This is a genomic window from Lentzea sp. NPDC042327 (assembly GCF_040647275.1).
Lineage (GTDB): Bacteria > Actinomycetota > Actinomycetes > Mycobacteriales > Pseudonocardiaceae > Lentzea.
The window spans coordinates 302,388-320,719 of sequence record NZ_JBEZBX010000005.1 but is presented as its reverse complement, the minus strand read 5'-3'; the positions used below and the strand labels follow the sequence as shown (position 1 = coordinate 320,719).

Sequence of the window (18,332 nt, the reverse complement as noted above, 5' to 3'; positions counted from 1 at the left end):
GACTGACAACAACGTGACGGCCGCGGGTGCATCCACCCGCGGCCGTCCGCGTACTCCAGTGCTGGGGCACCTGCAGAAGCCGGGCAGCACGCGGGTGCTCGAGACCTCCGCGGGCTCCGAGGTGCGGCGCAGCATGCTGCCCTCGGGGCTGCGGGTCATCACCGAACGCATCCCCGGCGTGCGGTCCGCCTCGGTCGGGCTGTGGGTGCAGGTCGGGTCGCGCGACGAGCGCCCGGCGGTCGCGGGCGCGGCGCACTACCTGGAACACCTGCTGTTCAAGGGAACGGCGCGGCGTTCGGCGGCGGCGATCGCGGAGGAGATCGACGCGGTCGGTGGCGAGCTGAACGCGTTCACCGCCAAGGAGCACACCTGCTACTACGCGCACGTCCTCGACGAGGACCTGCCGCTGGCGGTGGACCTGGTGGCGGACGTGGTGTTCGAGGCGTTGTGCGCGCCGCGGGACTTCGAGACCGAACGCGGTGTCGTGCTCGAAGAGATCGCGATGCGCGACGACGACCCCGAGGACCTGCTGCACGACGCGTTCATCGAGGCGTTGTTCGGCGGGCACGCGCTGGGCCGTCCGGTGCTGGGCACCGAGAAGTCCATCCAGGACATGGAACGGGACAACCTGTACTCGTTCTACAAGAAGAACTACACGTTGCCGCGCATGGTGTTCGCCGTCGCGGGCAACATCGAGCACGCGCACGTCATGCGCCTGGTGCGCAAGGCGATCGGTGACCGGCTGTCGCGGGAGGGCAGCGCGGTCGCACCGCGGGCGGGCCGGGCGCGCATCGCCGACGCCCGCAAGCTGGTGCTGCACACCGACGACACCGAGCAGGCGCACCTGATGCTCGGCATGAAGGGCCTCGACCGCCACGACGAGCGCCGGTTCGCGTTGAACGTGCTGAACGCGGCGGTCGGCGGCGGCATGAGCTCGCGGCTGTTCCAGGAGGTCCGCGAACGCCGCGGCCTCGCCTACCAGGTGTACTCGTCGGTCGGCATGTACGCCGACACGGGCACGTTCGCCGTGTACGCGGGCTGCCAGCCGGACCGCCTCGGCGACGTCGCCGGCGTGATCCGCGAGGTGCTGGTGGACGTGGCGCGCGGTGGCCTGTCCGACGCCGAGGTGGCCCGTGGCAAGGGCCAGCTGCGCGGCGGGCTGGTGCTGGGCCTGGAGGACACGAGCTCGCGCATGTCGCGGATCGGCAAGTCCGAGCTGAACTACGGCGACCACCTGAGCGTCGAGGCGACGCTCGCGCGGATCGACGCGGTCACCGCCGAGGAAGTGGCGCTGCTCGCACGTGATCTGCTGCGCCGACCGGTCGCCGCCGCGGTGGTCGGTCCCTACGATCATGCCGACGATCTGCCGGACCAGGTACACGAGGTGATTGCATGATTCGCGTCGGTGTTCTCGGCGCGCGGGGCCGCATGGGCTCCGAGGTGGTCCGCGCCGTCGAGGCGGCGAAGGACATGGAGGTCGTGGCGGCACTCGACGCCGACGACCCGTTGCCGGCCCTGGTGGACGCGGGCGCTCAGGTCGTCGTCGACTTCACGCACCCGGACGTCGTGCTGGGGAACCTGGAGTTTTGCATCGGCGCCGGAATCCACTGCGTCGTCGGCACTTCCGGCTTCGACCAGTCCCGTTTGGACGCCGTGGCGGCACTGCTCGCCGACCAGCCGTCGGTCGGTGTGCTGATCGCGCCGAACTTCGGCATCGGCGCGGTGCTGCTGATGCGCTTCTCGGAGATCGCGGCCCGCTACTACGAGTCGGCGGAGATCATCGAGCTGCACCACCCGCGCAAGGCCGACGCGCCTTCGGGCACGGCCGCGCACACCGCCCGGCTGATCGCGGCGGCCCGCGAGGGCATGGACCCGATGCCGGACGCGACCACGCAGGAGGAGCCGGGTGCCCGTGGCGCCGTCGTCGACGGCGTGCGCGTCCACTCGCTGCGCATCTCCGGCATGATCGCGCACCAGGAGGTCGTGTTCGGCGGCGAGAGCGAGACGCTGACGCTGCGCCAGGACTCGTTGCACCGCACGTCGTTCATGCCGGGGGTGGTGCTCGGGGTGCGGGAGATCGTCTCGCGGCCGGGGCTCGCGGTCGGTCTCGACAAGTACCTGGACCTGTGAAGACCCGGATCACCGTGGGGCTGCTGATCGCGGCCCTCGCGGTGTACTTCGTGCTGCTGGCCGGCCGTGCCGTGGCGTTGCTGCGCACCGGTGACGTGGTGGCGGTGCTGCTCGGCGTCGGCGTGCTGATCCTGCCGCTGCTCGGTGTGTGGCTCGTGTACTCGAACCTGCGGTTCGGGTGGGAGACCGAGAGGATGGCCCGCGAGCTCGACGCGGACGGGCTGCTGCCGGACGTCTCGCACCTGCCGCGCCGTCCGTCCGGGCGGGTCGACCGGGATGCCGCGGACGCGTGGTTCGAGGAGCGGCGCGGTGAGGTCGAGACCTCGCCCGACGACTGGCGCGCCTGGTTCCGGCTGGCGTACGCGTACGACGTCGCCGGGGACCGCGGCCGGGCCCGGGAGACGATGAAGAAGGCGATCCAGCTGCACTCCTGACCTCGTCGGGGTGCTGGACACGGTGAGACGCAGGGGTTCCCGCAACGGGGACCCCTGCGTTCGTTTGTGCGGGTGAAAGCGGCCCTCGACCGGCGAGCAGGCACGTGCACAATTGACAAAAAAGCTTTGAACGTTCAAAGTTGTTTTTGCGATGAGAGACGTCATCTACCTGGACCGGATGGAGCAGGCCGAGACCCTGCTCAAGCCGCAGCGGATCGAAGTGCTGCGGCAGCTCGCCGCGCCGCGGTCGTGCACCGAGGTCGCCGAGGTGCTGGAGCAGACGCCGCAGCGGGTGCACTACCACGTGAAGCAGCTGGTCAAGGCCGGGCTGGCCGTTCAGGTCGCCGAACGCAAGGTGCGCGGGGTGCACGAGGGGCTCTACCAGGCGGTGGCGCGGTCGTACTGGCTGTCGCCCGCGCTGGTGGGGCGGATCGGGACCAGGGACGAGCTGGCGCTGGGGCACCTCGTGGACCTGGCCGAGCAGGTGCAGTCGGACATCGCGGCGCTCGACCGGGACGGGGAGCTGCCGTCGGTCGGGGTGTCGGGGGAGATCCGCGTGCGGCCGGAGGACCGGCAGCGGTTCCTGGCCGAGCTGCAGACGACGTTGCAGGAGCTGTTCACCCGTTATGGCGGGGACGAGGGTGATGCGTTCCGCGTTGCCCTCGCCTGCTATCCGAAGGGAGACAACCGATGAGCACGGGAGTGGTGCGCGTTCGGGCACGGGCTTCGGTCGAGCGCGTGCGGGAGGCGTTGACGAGGGCCGGCGAGCTGCGCGTGTGGCTGGCGGAGCACGCCGAGGTGGGCCTGGAGCGCGGCGTCTTCGAGTTCTGGGGGCGGTTCACGCCGGAGGGGGAGCGGGGGCGGCAGAAGCTGCTCGGGTTCGACGAGCGGTCGGTGCGGTTTTCGTGGTTCCTGCACGGCGAGGAGCACACGGTGGAGCTGTCCGTCGAGGAACGGGACGGGGAGACCGTTGTCGCCGCCGCGCAGTCGCCGTACCCGGAGTGGGGCGAGGCGATCGTGGACGAGGTGCACGCCGGGGTCGAGCAGACGTTCTGGTCGTTCATGCTCGCGAACCTCGTCGAGCACGTCGAAGGACGCGAGGTGTTCGGGTTCTGCGACTTCTCGACGTCCGAGCAGCGGTTCGAGGTCGACATCGCGGCGCCGGCCGCGCGGATCATCGACGCGTTGACCGACATGGAGAAGTTCCAGCGGTGGTTCGGGGCGCGGGCGTCCATCGAGCCGCACGTCGGCGGCCGGTGGGCCATGGGGAGCTTCGACGACGAACCGAACCCCGGCAAGGTCCTCGCGCTCGACGAGAACCGGTTCGCGATCGAGTTCCCGGACGGGATGGTGTCGTCGTGGGAGCTCGCCGAGTCGGGCGGGAAGACGCACCTGACGTTCGTGCAGAGCGGGTTCGATCCGGAGCGGCCGCCGTACGGGTCGTGGATGGGCTGGCTCAGCGGGTTCGCGGACCTGCGGCGGATGCTGGAGATCCCGGACTGGAAGCCGATGTGGCACTCCGTGGAGGTGCCGGGGCTGCCGGATGGCGTGCTCGTGCTCGAATGATCGGGCGTGAAACGGCGGGTGAGAGCTGGATCATCCGGCTCTCACCCGTTTGCACGTGGCTTTGTCCGGTGCGGGCTCGCTAGTTTGAGGCACGTGCTGAAGGAGACCCGTGTTGTGTTCGCCGCGCTCGTGATCGCGTTCTCGGTGGCGGTGTCGATCGTGTTCGGCTAGAGCCACGCCATGATCAGGCCGGGTGAGGCGCACAGGAGGCTGAACCTGGCGAACCGGCCGACCAGCCCGGTGACCACGAAGACCAGCGTGGACATCCCGGCGAGGCCGGCGAGGACGCTCGTCGCCATGAACGGCGGCAGACCCACCAGCGAGCTGACAGCGTGGGTGCCGGCCATCCAGTTCGGGTGCGCCCGGCACTTCACGTGGATCCAGTCGCCCCACCGGTGCATGCGGGTGCCCTCGCCGAACCAGCGCTGCGCCAGCGTTGGCTTCGTGCGCTCTTTCTTCTTGCGGTGCAACCACTTCGGCAGCTGGATGTCACCGCGCGCCGCGTAGAAGTACACCAGCTTGCCCAGCACCTGGCCGACGGCGACGACGAGCCCGACCACCCAGAACGGGAGGCCCGGCCAGCGCGCGCCAAGCCCCACCACCCACGCTTCGATGCTGATGAAGGGGAGGAGCGCGGAGCCGAGAGCGATGCCGAAGGTGAGGCCCACCAAGCCGAACACCCGCCCGAGGCTACACAGTTCTCAGTCGCCGAGTCGGACCTCGAGCGGACCGGACAGCCGCACCTCGCGCAACGGACGACCGCCCGCGTCCAGGGTGCGCACCGTGCCGTCACCCGTCCAGCCCAGTCGCTCGTAGAAGTTCCGCGACGCCTTGTCGGCCTCGGGGACCCACGCGATCCCCCTGGTGGCGCCTGCTTTCGCAAGCTCGCGGCACGCTTCGGCGACGAGCCGGGTGCCGTGGCCGCGGCGGCCCCAGCGGGGTTCGGTGAGCACGCTCAGCAACGCGGTCGTCGCGGCGTCCTCGGGCAGCGACCCGTCCGCCCTGGCGACCTCTTCGTCCGGGGCCTTGGTCGCCACGGCGAAACCGACGGTCCACTCGCCCTCGGTCGCCACGAGCACGGCGCCGTTCTGCACGGCCAGCGACCACGCCTCGTCCGTGTCGAGCGTGCTCAGCACGTCTTCCGGCAGCAGTTGCGCGTAGGCGAGGCGCCAGGTCTCGCGGTGGATGCGGATGATCTCCGGAACGTCGTTCGCGGTGGCGGTGTGCACGCCGGCGTCGGCCATTGCCGCACCTTATCGGCCGTCCCCCGGAGAATTGTCAGGGGTGCGTGGCAGCATCGACGGGGTGCAGAGGATGAGTGCGGACGTCGCCCGGCGGATCGCCCTGGGGGCGCAGGGTTTCACGGACGGGCGGCCGTCAGCGGCCACGCGCAGGCACCTGCAGCGCGTGCTGTCGCGGGTGCAGCTGTTGCAGATCGACTCGGTGAACGTGGCGGTGCGCGCGCACTACATGCCGTTGTTCTCGCGGCTGGGTGCGTACGAACCGGTGCTGCTGGACGACGCGGCGTGGACGCATTCGGCGCGCAGGCCGCGGATGCTGGTGGAGACGTGGGCGCACGAGGCGTCGCTGGTGCCGGTGGCCGACTGGCCGCTGTTCCACTCCGGGGCGAAGAAGCGCGGCTGGTGGCAGAACTACCAGACGATCGTGGACCGTTCGCCCCAGCTCGTGGACGAGGTGCTGGCGGCGGTCAAGGAGCTCGGCCCGATCGGCGCGGGCGCGCTGGAGAAGGCGCTGATGGGTGACACGGGCCGGGCGAAGGGTCCGTGGTGGGACTGGTCGGAGGTCAAGCGGATCTGCGAGGTGCTGTTCGGCGTCGGCGTGCTGACGACGGGCACGCGCCGCGGCTTCGAACGGCTCTACGACCTCACCGAGCGGGTCATCCCGCCGGACGTGCTGGCGCGGCGGCTGAGTCCGGAGGAGGGCGCGCGTGAGCTGGTCACGCGGGCGGCGGTGGCGCTGGGCGTTGCCACGGAACCGGACCTGCGCGACTACTACCGGCTCGACCCGCGGCGCTCGCAGGCGGCGGTGGCCGAGCTGGCGCAGGAGGGCGTGCTGGAGCCGGTGGCGGTCGACGGCTGGCGCGGTCCTGCCTACCGGCACGTCGAGGCGAAGGCGCCGCGCCGGGTGACCGGGCGGGCGCTGCTGTGCCCGTTCGACCCGCTGATCTGGGAACGGGCCCGCACCGAGCGGATCTTCGGCTTCCGGTACCGCATCGAGATCTACGTGCCGGAGCCGCGGCGGGTGCACGGCTACTACGTGTTCCCGTTCCTGCTGGACGGCCGGCTGGTGGCGCGGGTCGACCTCAAGGCGGACCGGGCGGCGGGGGTGCTGCGGGTGCAGTCGGCGTTCGCGGAACCGGAGGTGGACCGGCCGCGCGTGGCGGCGGAGCTGGCGGCCGAGCTCGCGCACATGGCGGAGTGGCTGGGCTTGGAAGACGTACTGGTCGTGCCGAAGGGAGATCTGGCAGGCGAACTGGCGGCCGCGCAGGCGTGAAGCGCGGAGCGTACAAATAACGGCTGACAGATGTTGAAATCTGTCATCCCAAGGTGCATAGTCGACCTCAGCCACAGAGGAGGAGTTCGTCATGCAGAAGCGTCAGCTCGGCAGCACCGGCCCGGTCGTGTCCGCGCTCGGGTTGGGCTGCATGGGCATGTCCAACGCGTACGGACCGGCCGATCGGGACGAGAGCATTGCCACGATCCACGCCGCCCTGGACGCCGAGGTCACGCTGCTCGACACCGGTGACTTCTACGGTCAGGGCCACAACGAGCTGCTGATCCGCGAGGCGATCAAGGGCCGCCGCGACGAGGTGCAGCTCAGCGTCAAGTTCGGTGGCATGCGGGACCGCGCGGGGGCGTTCATCGGGTTCGACACCCGGCCCGCGGCGGTGGCCAACTTCCTGGCCTACTCGCTGGAGCGGCTCGGCACGGACTACGTGGACGTCTACCGGCCGGCGCGGCTCGACCCGGCCGTGCCGATCGAGGAGACGGTCGGCGCGATCGCCGAGCAGATCGAGAAGGGCTGGGTGCGGCACATCGGGTTGTCGGAGGTGGGCGCGGAGACGCTGCGCCGGGCGCACGCCGTGCACCCGATCACGGACCTGCAGATCGAGTACGGCGTGCTCAGCAGGGGCATCGAGGCGGAGATCCTGCCCACGGCCCGGGAGCTGGGCATCGGCATCACCGCGTACGGGGTGCTGTCGCGCGGGCTCATCTCGGCCACGCCGAGCAAGGAGTTCGCGGCGAACGACTGGCGCAGCCACACGCCGCGGTTCCAGGGCGACAACCTCACCCACAACCTCGGCCTGGTCGAGAAGCTCGCCGGGATCGCCGCCGACAAGGGCGTCACGGTGGCCCAGCTGGCCATCGCGTGGGTGCTGGCGAAGGGCGACACCGTGGTGCCGCTGATCGGCACGACGAAGCGTGCGAGGCTGGGCGAGGCGATCGGCGCGCTCGACGTCGAGCTCACCGAGCAGGAGCTGCGGGAGATCGACACCGTCGTCCCGGTCGGGGCGGCCGCGGGCACGCGGTACGCCGCCGAGCAGATGGCGATGCTGGACAGCGAGAGGTGAGGACGTGGCGGAGGCGTTGACCGGGGAGGCGATCCTCGTGGCGACCGAAGAGGTCCTGCGCAGGTACGGGCCGGCCAAGGCGACGGTGGTCGACGTCGCCAAGGCGCTCGGGGTGAGCCACGGCAGCGTCTACCGCCACTTCCCGACCAAGGCGGCGCTGCGGGAGGCCGTGACGCGCCGGTGGCTCGACCACACCCACCGGGAGTTCGCCGCGATGTCGGCCCACGGGGGCAGCGCGTCCGACCGGCTGCGCGCGTGGTTGCAGGAGCTGTTCGACCGCAAGCGGCGCGCGCACCTGGAGGAACCCGAGCTGTTCGAGACGTTCCAGGTGCTGGTCAAGGAGAGCGACAGCATCCCGGAGTACCACGTCGGGCACATGGTGGAGCTGCTCGCGCGCATCATCCGCGCGGGAGTGGAAACCCAGGAGTTCATGGCGGACGACGTCGCTGTGACGGCACAGGCGGTGTGGGACGCGACGGACCGGTTCCACCACCCGAGCCACGCGCCCGAGTGGGGGGATCCTCACATTCAGGCCGCGTTCGACGCCGTCGTCTCCCTGGTGATCGCTGGACTGCGGTACAACCGAGGTCCGAGTTCCGCAGGCGATGCTTGAGGGTCACGGAGGTGAGCGGTGCCGCCTGACGAGTGGATCGACCTGCTGGGAGCGCCCGAGCGGCGTCCGGACCCGGTTGACTGGGACGCGGTCCGGGCACGGCTGGGCACACCCCTGCCGACCGACTACGTGCACCTCGCGGAGGCGTACCCGCCGCTCATCGTGGGCGGCTACGTCCGCATCCTGCACCCCACGGCACGTGCGGGGTTCATGAACTGGATGTCGCAGGCGCCCAAGGTCCTGCGGGCGGTGCGGCGCCAGCCGGGGCTGCGGGCCCACCCGGAGCAGCCGGGGCTGCTGCCGTGGGGCACGACGCTGGGCGGCGACCACTGCCTCTGGTACACCGCCGGCGAGCCGGACGAGTGGACCGTCGTGATCACCGACCTGCGGCAGAGCTGGTCCTACGACGGCACCTTCTCGTCGTTCGTGCGGAAGTTCCTGACCGGGGAGATCCGCTGCCCGATCTTCCCGGACGACGTCCCCGGCGGCTCAAAACCGTTCCAGGAGCCCTAGCCCGAAGTGCACGCGGGGAGCTTTCGTACTCCACTGGAGCACGGGAGGTCCCCGCGTGCGGTCCGCCGAAGCGGAAGTCACGCGGGAGTCCCGCGTTCCCCCTGAGGGAACGCGGGGCCCCTGCGTTCCCCTGGGGTCAGCTTGTTGCGGCGGTTACCAGGGCGGTGCCGCTGCCGGTGCGGCCGGTGACGGACAGCGCGGCCTCGCCCAGCGGCTCCGCGGAGACGTCGAGGTCGCTGCGCGCCGCACCGGACGTGGACACCAGGTCGATCTTGGCCAGCGTGCCGGAGCGGATGCCGACGCGGATGTTGCCCGAGCCGGTGCCGAGCTGGATGTCGCCCGCGGCGGCGTCGGCCACGGTCAGGTCACCGCTGCCGGTGCGCACCATGACGTCACCCTGCACCGCGCCCAGCCACACGTCGCCGGTACCGGTGATGAGCACGGCGTTGTCGCCCACGGACGACACCTCGACGTCACCGCTGCCGGTCTTGGCCTTGAGGCGGGCGAGCATCGTGCCGAGGCGGACCGTGCCCGACCCCGAGTTGATCTTCGCCTCGCCGGTCGCGCGGTCGACGTTCACCGCGCCGGTGCCGGTGTTCAGGTCGACCCGGCCGGCCTCACCGGTCACCGACACGTCGGCGGCACCGGTCTTGGACTGCACGTGCGAGCCCGCCGGTGCCGTCACGACGACCGACAGCGGCACCGCGCGCAACGGCAGCGCCTTCGACGACTCGATGCGCAGCCGGTTGCCCAGCAACTCCACGCGGGCGTCCCGCACGGCCTCCTCCGGCCCGGCGACCGGGGTGCCCCGGTCGGAGCCGAACTGGCCGCTGACCCAGCTGAGCACGCTCGACAGGCCCTCGGTCCAGGTGTTGCCCGCCGCCGGGTCGTGGCGCACCTCGACGTGCACGCCCGGTTCGTTGACCAGGTGCACCTGCACCCGGCCGCTGAGCAGCGAGATGTCGATCTCCGCGACACCCGCGAACTCGAAGCTCTGCTGCCGCACGACGGCGGTCGGCCCACTCGACGGATCGGTCATCCCGCTCACCCCTGCACCCATCCGCGGACGCGCGAGCCGGAGCCGCCCTGTCCGCTCGGCCCCTTGTGCTGCTGCTTCCAGTGCTCGCGGTGCTTGCCCTGGATGGCACCGCCGACGGCCTGCTGGATGAACGAGTTCAGCGACACGCCCTGGGCGGCTGCGGCCTGCTCGGCCTTCGCCTTCAGCTCGTTGATCATCCGCAGCGTGATGCGGCTGATGTCACCGGTGGCGTCACCGGCGACGTACGGTGGTGGCACGTCCTGCTGCGGCCCGCTGTCCTGCTCGGGGGCCGAACCGGTGACGACCACCTGGACGTCGCGGCCGGCCAGCCTGACCTCCACGACCTGGCCGTCCAGCGAGGCGGTGACCTCGGCTGCCAGGTCCGACAGTGCGTTCATGATCGCCAGTCGCGCGGCTGGCTCGAGCGCTGCGGACAACGCGGCGGCCGTTCGACGGGTGCTTTCGTCCCCCGCAGATGCGGCCGTCGCCAGGTCCTCGCGCAGTGACGCGATGTAGGGCGACAGATCCATGACACCACTATGACGTCACTCGTGGTGTCGCGCAAGCACCGGCTAGTGTCGGCACCATGCCGAGAGTGCGTTTGGTGGCGAAAACCGAGTTCATCCCGCCGGACGACGTGCCGTGGACGACCGACGCGGACGGCGGCGCGGCGCTCGTCGAGTTCGCCGGACGGGCCTGCTACCAGTCCTGGGACCGGTCCAACCCCATGACGAACACGAACGCGACGTTCCTGCACCACCTGCTCGACGTCGGGCACCTGGCCGCGTTCGAGCACAGCAGCGCCACCCTCTACCTGACCGAGCTGCCCCGCTCGCTCACCCACGAGCTGATCCGGCACCGGCACTTCTCGTACTCGCAGCTCTCCCAGCGCACCGACCCGACCGACGTCGTCGAGCCCGCGCTGATCGCGGCGGACCCCGAGCTGCACGCGCGGTTCGTCGCGGCCACCGACGCCAGCCTGCGCGCCTACGAGGACCTGGTGCACAGCCTGGAGAAGACCGTCAACGGCCGGCGCGCGCGGCAGATCGCCCGGTCCGTGCTGCCGAACGCGACCGGCACCGAGATCGTCGTCACGGGCAACTACCGCTCGTGGCGGCACTTCATCGCGATGCGCGCCACCGAGCACATCAACGTGGAGCTGCGCGAACTGGCCGTGGCGTGCCTGCGCGAGCTGACGAAGGCCGCGCCGAACGCGTTCGCCGACTTCGTCGTCTCGACACTGCCGGACGGCACCGAAGTTGCCTCCAGCCCGCTGGTCGTTGAAGGCTGACGGTCATGAAGCGGCTCATCGTGGACGTCCGCCCCGGCGGGTACACCGTCACGCGCCTGGCACCCGGCACCCCGCTGCCCGCAGGGCTGCTGGACCTGACCGGCGTCCTGGTGTCCGTGACCAGGACCCCGGACGAGGTGTCGGTCATCGCGCCGTCGTCGTTCGAGCTGCCCGCCGGCACCGCCGAGGAGGGCTGGCGGCTGCTCACCGTGCGCGGGCCGCTGGAGTTCACCCTGACCGGCATCATGGCCGCGCTGGCCGGTGAGCTGGCGGCGGCGGGCGTCCCGTTGTTCGCGCTGTCCACTTACGACACCGACCACCTGCTGGTGAAGCAGAGCGACCTCGACCGCGCTGTCGTCGCGCTGCGTGCCGCAGGTCACGAACTGGTTGTAGCGCCGGAAGCGTAGGAACCGATCCTCCAGTCGGCGGGTCTGAAGTACCGTCAACGCCCCCCGGTTCCGAGGTCGTAGGAGCGCACGTTGCACGGACAGGCTGTCGAACCGCGCGTCATCGCGGGCAGGTACGCCCTGGTGGCCGAGCTCGGCCGCGGTGGCATGGGCATCGTGTGGCGCGCACAGGACCGTCACATCGGGCGTTTCGTCGCCATCAAGGAACTGCACCTGCCGGACGGCCTCGCGCACGAAGAACGCCGTGTGCTCGAAGAGCGCGCTCTGCGTGAAGCGCGCACGGCCGGCAAGTTGAACGACCCCGGCATCGTGACCGTCTACGACGCGATCAACGAGAACGGCACGACGTACATCGTCATGGAGCTGGTCGAGGCGGCCACGCTCTCGACGTTGATCAGCACGCACGGCCCGATGCCGCCGAACCAGGTCGTGTCGATCGCGCTGCAGGCGTTGTCCGCGCTGGAGACCGCGCACCAGGCGAAGATCGTGCACCGCGACGTCAAGCCCGGCAACCTGATGGTCCGCCCGGACGGCAAGCTCAAGCTCACCGACTTCGGCATCGCCCAGGCCGTCGACGACCCGCGCCTCACCACCAGCGGCAGTCTCATCGGCTCGCCCGCCTACATGGCACCGGAACGCATCCACGGCCACGAGGCCGGCCCCGCGTCCGACCTGTGGGCGCTGGGCGCGACGCTCTGCTACGCCGTCGAGGGCTGGAGCCCGTTCGAGCGCTCCTCCACGGCCTCCACGCTGCACGCGATCATGAGCGAGACCCCGCGCCTGACCAGGGCCACCGGCGTGCTCGGCGCGGTGATCACCGGTCTGCTGATCGCCGACCCGAACGCCCGCCTGTCCGGCCCGCAGGCCCGCGCCATGCTCTCCAGCATCGGCAACCAGCCCACGCCGCCCACCGGCATCCCGCCGGTCGCGACGCAGCAGTACCAGCAGAACACCGCGGCCGTGGACCCGGCGAAGAAGAAGCGAACCCGCATCATCGCGTCGGTGGCGGCCGCGGCCATCGCCGTCGCGGCGTTCGTCGGCGGCATCTACACGCACAGCTGGTTCACCTCGCCCACGAGCGGCGGCACCAGCGCCATGACCTACGGCGAGGGCGGCGAGGTGCCGGTGTTCGCCCTGTACGAGAACTACTGCGGCGTCGGTGAGGTCGCGCCCACCAAGCAGCTCGACTCCGACGCCCGCGAGGAGTGCGACAAGCCGCACGACTTCGAGGTGTTCGACGCGATCGACCTGCTGCCGGTGTCGTCGAGCCTCCCGGACGCGGCCTACCCTGGCGTCGAGGCGCTGAAGGACGTCGGCATCCCGCGCTGCCAGTTGATGCTGGACTCGCAGTGGATCAAGGACGGCTCGAAGCTGAAGATGTCCGTCCTGGTGCCCTCGCAGTCGGCGTGGGAGAAGGACAAGAGCGGCAGCGCCCAGCGCAAGGTCTTCTGCGTCGCCGGCGCCAAGGACGGCAGCAAGCTCGACGGCAGCATCAGCGCGAAGAAGGACAACTGACGGTGAAAAGACGGGTCATCTCATTGTTGCTGGTCCTCGGCTGCGCGGCCACGTTGCCCGCGTGCGCGAACAACGAGGACAGGTTCGTCTCCGAGCTCAAGGCCGCCGGCTTCACCAACCCCGGCGAACCCAGCACGGAGAAGGAGAAGAAGTCCAAGAAGATCGGCAAGCGCACGGTCAAGTCCTCGGAGAAGACCATCGAGGTCGTCGTCCGGGTGAAGGGCTGCGACCTGGAGTTCGCCAAGACCTCCGGCCAGTCCGGCTACTGGCTGGACGAGCTGCACGTCAACGGCCAGGAACCGGACTGGCCGAACTACCCGGAGAACCTCACCCGCGACCAGACCGTCTCGCTGCTGGCCGGCGGCTCGGCCAAGCCCGCGGGCTTCACCGGCTGCTACAGGCCGAACGAGCCCTGACCCGGCTGTGGTGCAATGGAGGCGTTGCGTTGCGCTGAGCCCGGCCAGGAGGACATGACGTGGGTCTAGCCCGCGACGAACGCAAGGCGCTCGTCGACCTGATGACCGAGCTCGGCCCGGACGCGCCGACCCTGTGCAGCCCCTGGCTGACCAGGGACCTCGCCGCCCACCTGGCGATCCGCGAGCGGCGCCCGGACACCGCGCCGGGCATCCTCGTGCCCGCGTTCGCCAAGTGGACGGAGAAGGTCCAGGGCGAGTACGCGCACAAGGCGTGGAGCGAGCTGCTCGACCTCGTGCGCACACCGCCGTTCTGGATCCAGCCGGTCGACGAGCTGATCAACGCCGGCGAGTACTTCGTGCACCACGAGGACGTGCGCCGCGCACAGCCCGACTGGGAGCCACGCCCGTACGACGCCTCTCGCGAACGCGCGCTGTGGAAGCTGCTGCCGCTCACCGCGCGCATGACCTACCGCTCGTCGCCCGACGGGGTGACTTTGGTGCGGCCCGACGGCGAGCACGTCGTGGCCAAGCCGGGCGCGAACGGCGTGGTGATCACCGGTGAGGTGGCCGAGCTGGTCCTGCTGGCGTTCGGGCGCGACCAGGCGCGCGTCGAGTACAGCGGTGACGCCGCCGCCGTGGCACGCGTGCGGTCGGTGAACCGAAGTGTGTGACCTCGGGTAACGTTCCGCGCATGTCCGGAAGCCCGTACGCTGGGCCGAACCGCCCGTTCGGCCGCGTTCTCACCGCCATGGTCACGCCCTTCGACACGCGTGGCGAGGTCGACCTCGCCAAGGCGCAGGAGCTGGCGAAACACCTGGTGGACTCCGGCAACGACGGTCTGGTCGTCAACGGGACCACGGGGGAGAGCCCGACGACCACCGACCGGGAGAAGGCCGCGCTGATCACGGCGGTCGTCGAGGCCGTCGGCGACCGGGCGACCGTGGTGGCGGGTGCGGGTACTTATGACACGGCGCACAGCATCCACCTCGTGCAGCAGGCCGAGAAGGCGGGCGCGCACGGGGCACTGGTGGTGACGCCGTACTACTCGCGGCCGCCGCAGGAGGGGCTGCTGGCCCACTTCACGGCCGTGGCGGACGCGGCCGGGCTGCCGGTCATGCTCTACGACATCCCGCCGCGTGCGGTGGTGCCGATCGAGGTCGACACGATCCTGCGGCTCGCCGAGCACCCGCGGATCCTCGCCGTGAAGGACGCCAAGGGCGACCTGCACGCGGGCAGCCGGGTGATCGCGGGCACCGACCTCGCCTACTACTCGGGCGATGACCCGCTGAACCTGCCGTGGCTCGCCGTGGGCGCGGTCGGGTTCGTGAGCGTCATCGGCCACCTCGCCGCAGACCGCCTCCGCGACATGGCCGACGCCTACGAGAGCGGGGACGTGGTCAGGGCGAGGGAGCTCCACGAGTCGCTGCTGCCGCTGCTGCGACCCTTCCGCCGGGTTCCCGGCGTTACGTACACGAAGGCGGCGCTGCGCCTGCGCGGACTCGACGTGGGTGACCCGCGTCTTCCGCTCGTGCCGGCCGCCGCCGAGGACATCGAGGCCATCGCGGCCGAACTGGGAGTCAACGCGTGACCCACTCGACCGAACTGCCACCCGCACTGCCGGAAGGCGGCCTCCGCGTCGTCGCACTCGGCGGAATTGGCGAGGTCGGCCGCAACATGACCGTCTTCGAGCACGCCGGCCGGCTGCTCGTGGTCGACTGCGGCGTTCTGTTCCCCGAGGACGACCAGCCGGGCGTGGACCTGATCCTGCCCGACTTCCGCGCCATCGAGGACCGGCTCGACGACATCGACGCGATCGTCCTGACGCACGGTCACGAGGACCACATCGGTGCCGTGCCGTTCCTGCTGAAGCTGCGCCCCGACGTGCCCGTGGTCGGCTCGCGCTTCACGCTGGCGCTGCTCGCCGCCAAGTGCAAGGAGCACCGCCAGAACCCGCGGCTCGTCGAGGTGAAGGAGGGCGAACGCCACCCCTTCGGCCCGTTCGAGCTGGAGTTCTTCGCCGTCAACCACTCGATCCCGGACGCGCTGGCCGTCGCCATCCGCACCGCCGCGGGCCTGGTGCTGCACACCGGTGACATCAAGCTCGACCAGCTGCCGCTCGACGGCAGGCTGACCGACCTCGCCGGGTTCTCGCGGCTGGGCGACGAGGGCGTGGACCTGTTCCTCGTCGACTCGACGAACGCCGAGGTGCCCGGTTTCGTGGTGCCCGAGCGCGAGATCGGCCCGGTGCTCGAGAACGTGATCCGCAAGGCGGACCAGCGGGTCATCGTCGCCTGCTTCGCCTCGCACGTGCACCGCGTCCAGCAGGTCCTCGACGTGGCCGTGCAGTACAAGCGCAAGGTCGCCTTCGTGGGCCGGTCGATGGTCCGCAACATGGGCATCGCGTCCGAGCTGGGCTTCCTGAACGTGCCGGACGGCCTGTTCGTCGACCTCGACGTGGCCATGCGGATGGAGGAGGACGAGGTCCTCTTCGTCTCCACCGGGTCGCAGGGCGAGCCGCTGTCGGCGCTGTCGCGCATGGCCCGCGGTGAGCACCGGCAGATCTCGATCCGCGAGGGCGACACGGTGATCCTCGCGTCGTCGTTGATCCCCGGCAACGAGAACGCGGTCTTCAACGTCGTCAACGGCCTCGCGAAGCTCGGCGCCACCGTGGTGCACCAGGGCAACGCCAAGGTCCACGTCTCCGGCCACTCGCCCGCGGGCGAGCTGCTGTTCCTCTACAACGCGGTGCGCCCGTCGAACGTCATGCCGGTGCACGGCGAGTGGCGCCACCTGCGCGCGAACGCCGCTCTGGCCGTGGCGACCGGTGTGGCCGAGGACCACGTCGTGATCGCCGAGGACGGCGTCGTCGTCGACCTCGTGGATGGCAAGGCCGCCGTGAGCGGACGTGTCGTCGTCGGTCACGTGTACGTCGACGGCCTGTCCGTGGGCGATGTGGGCGAGTCGACGCTGTCGGACCGGCTGGTGCTGGGCGAGGGCGGGTTCATCTCGATCTCCGTCGCGATCGACCGGACGACCGGCAGGGCCGTCACGGCGCCGACGATCTCCGGGCGCGGGTTCTCCGACGACCCGAAGGCGCTGGAGGCGGTCGTCCCGCTGGTGGAGATGGAGCTGGCGCGCACCGAGGCCGAGGGCATCACCGACACCCACCGGATCGCGCAGGCCGTGCGCCGCGTGGTCGGGCGCTGGGTCGCGGAGGCCTACCGGCGCCGGCCGATGATCGTGCCGACCGTCATCCCCGTCTGATCATCGGTCCGATTTCCGTGACCCTGCTGTGACCTGCGTCCCCCTCGTCCGATAAAGTTTGGTCCCAGACCTTGGACGAGGGGGACGCCCATGGCCGCAGACATCGTCTTCAACCCACCCGGCAAGCCGGACATCTACCTACCGCCGATCTTCACCTGGCACGACCCGTTCGGGCTGCCGTTCGCCCTTGAGATCACCAAGCCGATGGTGCTGCTGGCGCTGTCGATCGTGATCATCACGGTCTTCTTCCTGGCCACGACGAGGAAGTTGACGGTCGTGCCCGGCCGCTGGCAGTTCGCCGCCGAGTCGATCTACGACTTCGGGCGCAACAACATCGCACGGGAGCAGATCGGTGCGAAGGAGTTCGCGCCGTACGTGCCGTTGATCGTCAGCATCTTCTGCTTCGTGCTGGTGAACAACCTCTACGGGCTGGTGCCGCTGGTCCAGTTCCCGACGATGACGCACTTCGGGTTCCCGGTGGCGGTGGCGCTGCTCATCGTCTTCCCGCTCTACCACTTCGTGGGCATCAGGAAGTTCGGGCTGCGCGGCTACCTGCGCAACCAGTTCGTCATCGAGGGCGTGCCGAAGCCGGTGCTGTGGGGCCTGCTGATCCCGACCGAGGTCATCCTCAAGTTCTTCTTCGACCCGGTGAACCTCGCGATCCGGGTGTTCGCGGCGATGTTCGCGGGCCACCTGCTGGTGCTCGTGTTCACCCTCGGCAGCGAGTTCCTGTTGCTGCAAACCAACGTGTGGCTCAAGCCGGTGTCATTGCTCGGGTTCGCGCTCGCCATCGCGATCGTGTTCCTGGAAGCGTTGATCCAGGTGCTCCAGGCGTACATCTTCGCCACGCTGTCGGCGCACTACATCGGCCGCGCGCTCGCCGCGCACCACTGAGCCGCTAGGGGCGCTGGCACACCAGGTGCAGCGACTCCTCGGGCATGGCGCCGGGGTAGGACGGGGTGAACACCGGCCGGCTCCGGCGCACGACCCGCAGGCCGACCTCGCCGAGGTGCGCCTCGAAGTTCTCCTCGGAGAACGAGGACACCTCGATCTCCTGCCCCATCCAGGGCAGCCGGACCTGTTCGACGTCGATCGCCACGGTGGCCAGGAAGAAGTGGCCGCCGGGCCGCAACCAGGTCGAGACGCGGCCGAGGGTGTCGATGATCTCCGCCTGCGTCATCTGCAGCAGCGAGAAGACGGCGCAGATGACGTCCCAGGAACCGGGCGGCGACTCGAAGTCGCGGATGTCGATCTTGTGGAACGTCGCGTCGGGGACCTGCTCGGTGGCGAGGTCGACCATGACGGGCGAGACGTCCAGACCGGTGACCCTCATGCCCGCCTTGGCGAGCGTGCGGGCGACCGGAACGCCGGTGCCGCACCCGATGTCGAGCACGCGCGAGCCGGCCGGCTGGGTCGCCGCGAACCAGGCGAGGGTGCCGTGCAGGGCCGGCTGGTGCGACCATGCTCGTTGGTACTCCAGCCCCAGCGTGTCGAACACCTCGGCCGCGTTCATCCCCGCCCCCCTCATTTCGGCCCAATCCACCTGATGTGA

Annotated in this window: 22 protein-coding genes; 17 read left to right on the top strand and 5 right to left on the bottom strand. The window is 70.3% G+C overall.

From position 1 onward, the window contains the following. Nucleotides 1-58 precede the first annotated feature (58 nt). The 5 genes from AB0A63_RS15330 (at nucleotide 59) to AB0A63_RS15310 (ending at nucleotide 4,130) form a co-directional block, all read left to right on the top strand. Nucleotides 59-1,396, top strand: coding sequence for a pitrilysin family protein (locus tag AB0A63_RS15330; RefSeq protein WP_360390684.1), 1,338 nt, complete (start codon nucleotides 59-61; stop codon nucleotides 1,394-1,396). Then, entirely contained in the window at nucleotides 1,393-2,130 is a 738-nt protein-coding gene (gene dapB, locus AB0A63_RS15325) for a 4-hydroxy-tetrahydrodipicolinate reductase (RefSeq protein ID WP_360390682.1), read from the top strand. Before AB0A63_RS15330 ends, dapB begins: the two co-directional genes overlap by 4 nt. Then, nucleotides 2,127-2,564 carry a hypothetical protein gene (locus AB0A63_RS15320; protein ID WP_360390680.1) on the top strand — a complete coding sequence of 146 codons (438 nt, stop codon included), beginning with the start codon at nucleotides 2,127-2,129 and terminating at the stop codon, nucleotides 2,562-2,564. Before dapB ends, AB0A63_RS15320 begins: the two co-directional genes overlap by 4 nt. A gap of 151 nt (nucleotides 2,565-2,715) precedes the next feature. Then, nucleotides 2,716-3,258 carry a helix-turn-helix domain-containing protein gene (locus AB0A63_RS15315; RefSeq protein WP_360390677.1) on the top strand — a complete coding sequence of 181 codons (543 nt, stop codon included), beginning with the start codon at nucleotides 2,716-2,718 and terminating at the stop codon, nucleotides 3,256-3,258. Then, nucleotides 3,255-4,130, top strand: coding sequence for an SRPBCC family protein (locus AB0A63_RS15310; protein WP_360390675.1), 876 nt, complete (start codon nucleotides 3,255-3,257; stop codon nucleotides 4,128-4,130). The genes AB0A63_RS15315 and AB0A63_RS15310 overlap by 4 nt, the downstream gene beginning before the upstream one ends. A gap of 167 nt (nucleotides 4,131-4,297) precedes the next feature. Here the strand turns inward: AB0A63_RS15310 and AB0A63_RS15305 are convergent, their stop codons facing one another. After that, nucleotides 4,298-4,810: a hypothetical protein gene (locus AB0A63_RS15305; RefSeq protein WP_360390672.1), complete on the bottom strand. Its 513-nt coding sequence runs from the start codon at nucleotides 4,808-4,810 to the stop codon at nucleotides 4,298-4,300. Nucleotides 4,811-4,831: 21 nt separating this feature from the next. Beyond that, nucleotides 4,832-5,374, bottom strand: a complete 543-nt coding sequence (locus AB0A63_RS15300) for a GNAT family N-acetyltransferase (protein WP_360390669.1) — start codon at nucleotides 5,372-5,374, stop codon at nucleotides 4,832-4,834. Nucleotides 5,375-5,444: 70 nt separating this feature from the next. Between AB0A63_RS15300 and AB0A63_RS15295 the strand changes: the two genes are divergently transcribed. The 4 genes from AB0A63_RS15295 (at nucleotide 5,445) to AB0A63_RS15280 (ending at nucleotide 8,848) form a co-directional block, all read left to right on the top strand. Then, the gene (locus AB0A63_RS15295) at nucleotides 5,445-6,644 is read left to right on the top strand and encodes a crosslink repair DNA glycosylase YcaQ family protein (RefSeq protein ID WP_360390667.1); all 1,200 of its coding nucleotides are present in this window, start codon (nucleotides 5,445-5,447) and stop codon (nucleotides 6,642-6,644) included. Nucleotides 6,645-6,735: 91 nt separating this feature from the next. Further along, nucleotides 6,736-7,722, top strand: a complete 987-nt coding sequence (locus tag AB0A63_RS15290; protein WP_360390665.1) for an aldo/keto reductase — start codon at nucleotides 6,736-6,738, stop codon at nucleotides 7,720-7,722. Nucleotides 7,723-7,726: 4 nt separating this feature from the next. After that, nucleotides 7,727-8,335, top strand: a complete 609-nt coding sequence (locus AB0A63_RS15285) for a TetR family transcriptional regulator (RefSeq protein WP_360390662.1) — start codon at nucleotides 7,727-7,729, stop codon at nucleotides 8,333-8,335. Between the two features lie 18 nt (nucleotides 8,336-8,353). Continuing rightward, entirely contained in the window at nucleotides 8,354-8,848 is a 495-nt protein-coding gene (locus AB0A63_RS15280) for a hypothetical protein (protein ID WP_360390659.1), read from the top strand. Nucleotides 8,849-8,984: 136 nt separating this feature from the next. Here the strand turns inward: AB0A63_RS15280 and AB0A63_RS15275 are convergent, their stop codons facing one another. Both AB0A63_RS15275 and AB0A63_RS15270 read right to left on the bottom strand, forming a co-directional pair. Continuing rightward, nucleotides 8,985-9,887, bottom strand: a complete 903-nt coding sequence (locus AB0A63_RS15275) for a DUF4097 family beta strand repeat-containing protein (RefSeq protein ID WP_360390656.1) — start codon at nucleotides 9,885-9,887, stop codon at nucleotides 8,985-8,987. Between the two features lie 5 nt (nucleotides 9,888-9,892). Next, the gene (locus AB0A63_RS15270; RefSeq protein ID WP_360390654.1) at nucleotides 9,893-10,417 is read right to left on the bottom strand and encodes a toxin-antitoxin system HicB family antitoxin; all 525 of its coding nucleotides are present in this window, start codon (nucleotides 10,415-10,417) and stop codon (nucleotides 9,893-9,895) included. 56 nt (nucleotides 10,418-10,473) lie between these two features. Here AB0A63_RS15270 and thyX point away from each other — a divergent pair, with 56 nt between their 5' ends. The 8 genes from thyX to atpB all read left to right on the top strand — a co-directional run bounded on the left by thyX (nucleotide 10,474) and on the right by atpB (nucleotide 17,674). Then, entirely contained in the window at nucleotides 10,474-11,178 is a 705-nt protein-coding gene (gene thyX, locus AB0A63_RS15265) for an FAD-dependent thymidylate synthase (protein WP_360390651.1), read from the top strand. Nucleotides 11,179-11,183: 5 nt separating this feature from the next. After that, nucleotides 11,184-11,585 carry an ACT domain-containing protein gene (locus AB0A63_RS15260; RefSeq protein ID WP_360390649.1) on the top strand — a complete coding sequence of 134 codons (402 nt, stop codon included), beginning with the start codon at nucleotides 11,184-11,186 and terminating at the stop codon, nucleotides 11,583-11,585. Between the two features lie 72 nt (nucleotides 11,586-11,657). Continuing rightward, nucleotides 11,658-13,100, top strand: a complete 1,443-nt coding sequence (locus AB0A63_RS15255) for a protein kinase (protein ID WP_360390646.1) — start codon at nucleotides 11,658-11,660, stop codon at nucleotides 13,098-13,100. Nucleotides 13,101-13,102: 2 nt separating this feature from the next. Further along, nucleotides 13,103-13,516 carry a hypothetical protein gene (locus tag AB0A63_RS15250; protein WP_360390644.1) on the top strand — a complete coding sequence of 138 codons (414 nt, stop codon included), beginning with the start codon at nucleotides 13,103-13,105 and terminating at the stop codon, nucleotides 13,514-13,516. 59 nt (nucleotides 13,517-13,575) lie between these two features. Next, nucleotides 13,576-14,187, top strand: coding sequence for a TIGR03085 family metal-binding protein (locus AB0A63_RS15245; RefSeq protein ID WP_360390641.1), 612 nt, complete (start codon nucleotides 13,576-13,578; stop codon nucleotides 14,185-14,187). Nucleotides 14,188-14,207: 20 nt separating this feature from the next. Further along, on the top strand, nucleotides 14,208-15,104 hold the full coding sequence (gene dapA, locus AB0A63_RS15240; RefSeq protein WP_360390638.1) for a 4-hydroxy-tetrahydrodipicolinate synthase: 897 nt from the start codon (nucleotides 14,208-14,210) through the stop codon (nucleotides 15,102-15,104). Further along, nucleotides 15,101-16,780: a ribonuclease J gene (locus AB0A63_RS15235; protein ID WP_360390636.1), complete on the top strand. Its 1,680-nt coding sequence runs from the start codon at nucleotides 15,101-15,103 to the stop codon at nucleotides 16,778-16,780. Before dapA ends, AB0A63_RS15235 begins: the two co-directional genes overlap by 4 nt. Before the next feature lie 90 nt (nucleotides 16,781-16,870). Continuing rightward, nucleotides 16,871-17,674, top strand: coding sequence for a F0F1 ATP synthase subunit A (gene atpB / locus AB0A63_RS15230; protein ID WP_360390633.1), 804 nt, complete (start codon nucleotides 16,871-16,873; stop codon nucleotides 17,672-17,674). A 4-nt stretch (nucleotides 17,675-17,678) separates the two neighbouring features. On the opposite strand, the gene AB0A63_RS15225 is transcribed toward atpB, so the two are convergent. Beyond that, nucleotides 17,679-18,293 carry a class I SAM-dependent methyltransferase gene (locus tag AB0A63_RS15225; RefSeq protein WP_360390630.1) on the bottom strand — a complete coding sequence of 205 codons (615 nt, stop codon included), beginning with the start codon at nucleotides 18,291-18,293 and terminating at the stop codon, nucleotides 17,679-17,681. Nucleotides 18,294-18,332: the final 39 nt, after the last annotated feature.

Excerpts from the sequence above, each read along its gene's own strand:
- AB0A63_RS15290 (WP_360390665.1), top strand. The coding sequence starts at position 6,736 with ATGCAGAAGCGTCAGCTCGGCAGCACCGGCCCGGTCGTGTCCGCGCTC.
- AB0A63_RS15310 (WP_360390675.1), top strand. The coding sequence starts at position 3,255 with ATGAGCACGGGAGTGGTGCGCGTTCGGGCACGGGCTTCGGTCGAGCGC.
- atpB (WP_360390633.1), top strand. The coding sequence starts at position 16,871 with ATGGCCGCAGACATCGTCTTCAACCCACCCGGCAAGCCGGACATCTAC.
- AB0A63_RS15300 (WP_360390669.1), bottom strand. The coding sequence starts at position 5,374 with ATGGCCGACGCCGGCGTGCACACCGCCACCGCGAACGACGTTCCGGAG.
- dapB (WP_360390682.1), top strand. The coding sequence starts at position 1,393 with ATGATTCGCGTCGGTGTTCTCGGCGCGCGGGGCCGCATGGGCTCCGAG.
- thyX (WP_360390651.1), top strand. The coding sequence starts at position 10,474 with ATGCCGAGAGTGCGTTTGGTGGCGAAAACCGAGTTCATCCCGCCGGAC.
- AB0A63_RS15270 (WP_360390654.1), bottom strand. The coding sequence starts at position 10,417 with ATGGATCTGTCGCCCTACATCGCGTCACTGCGCGAGGACCTGGCGACG.
- AB0A63_RS15260 (WP_360390649.1), top strand. The coding sequence starts at position 11,184 with ATGAAGCGGCTCATCGTGGACGTCCGCCCCGGCGGGTACACCGTCACG.
- dapA (WP_360390638.1), top strand. The coding sequence starts at position 14,208 with ATGTCCGGAAGCCCGTACGCTGGGCCGAACCGCCCGTTCGGCCGCGTT.
- AB0A63_RS15315 (WP_360390677.1), top strand. The coding sequence starts at position 2,716 with ATGAGAGACGTCATCTACCTGGACCGGATGGAGCAGGCCGAGACCCTG.
- AB0A63_RS15295 (WP_360390667.1), top strand. The coding sequence starts at position 5,445 with ATGAGTGCGGACGTCGCCCGGCGGATCGCCCTGGGGGCGCAGGGTTTC.
- AB0A63_RS15225 (WP_360390630.1), bottom strand. The coding sequence starts at position 18,293 with ATGAACGCGGCCGAGGTGTTCGACACGCTGGGGCTGGAGTACCAACGA.
- AB0A63_RS15275 (WP_360390656.1), bottom strand. The coding sequence starts at position 9,887 with ATGACCGATCCGTCGAGTGGGCCGACCGCCGTCGTGCGGCAGCAGAGC.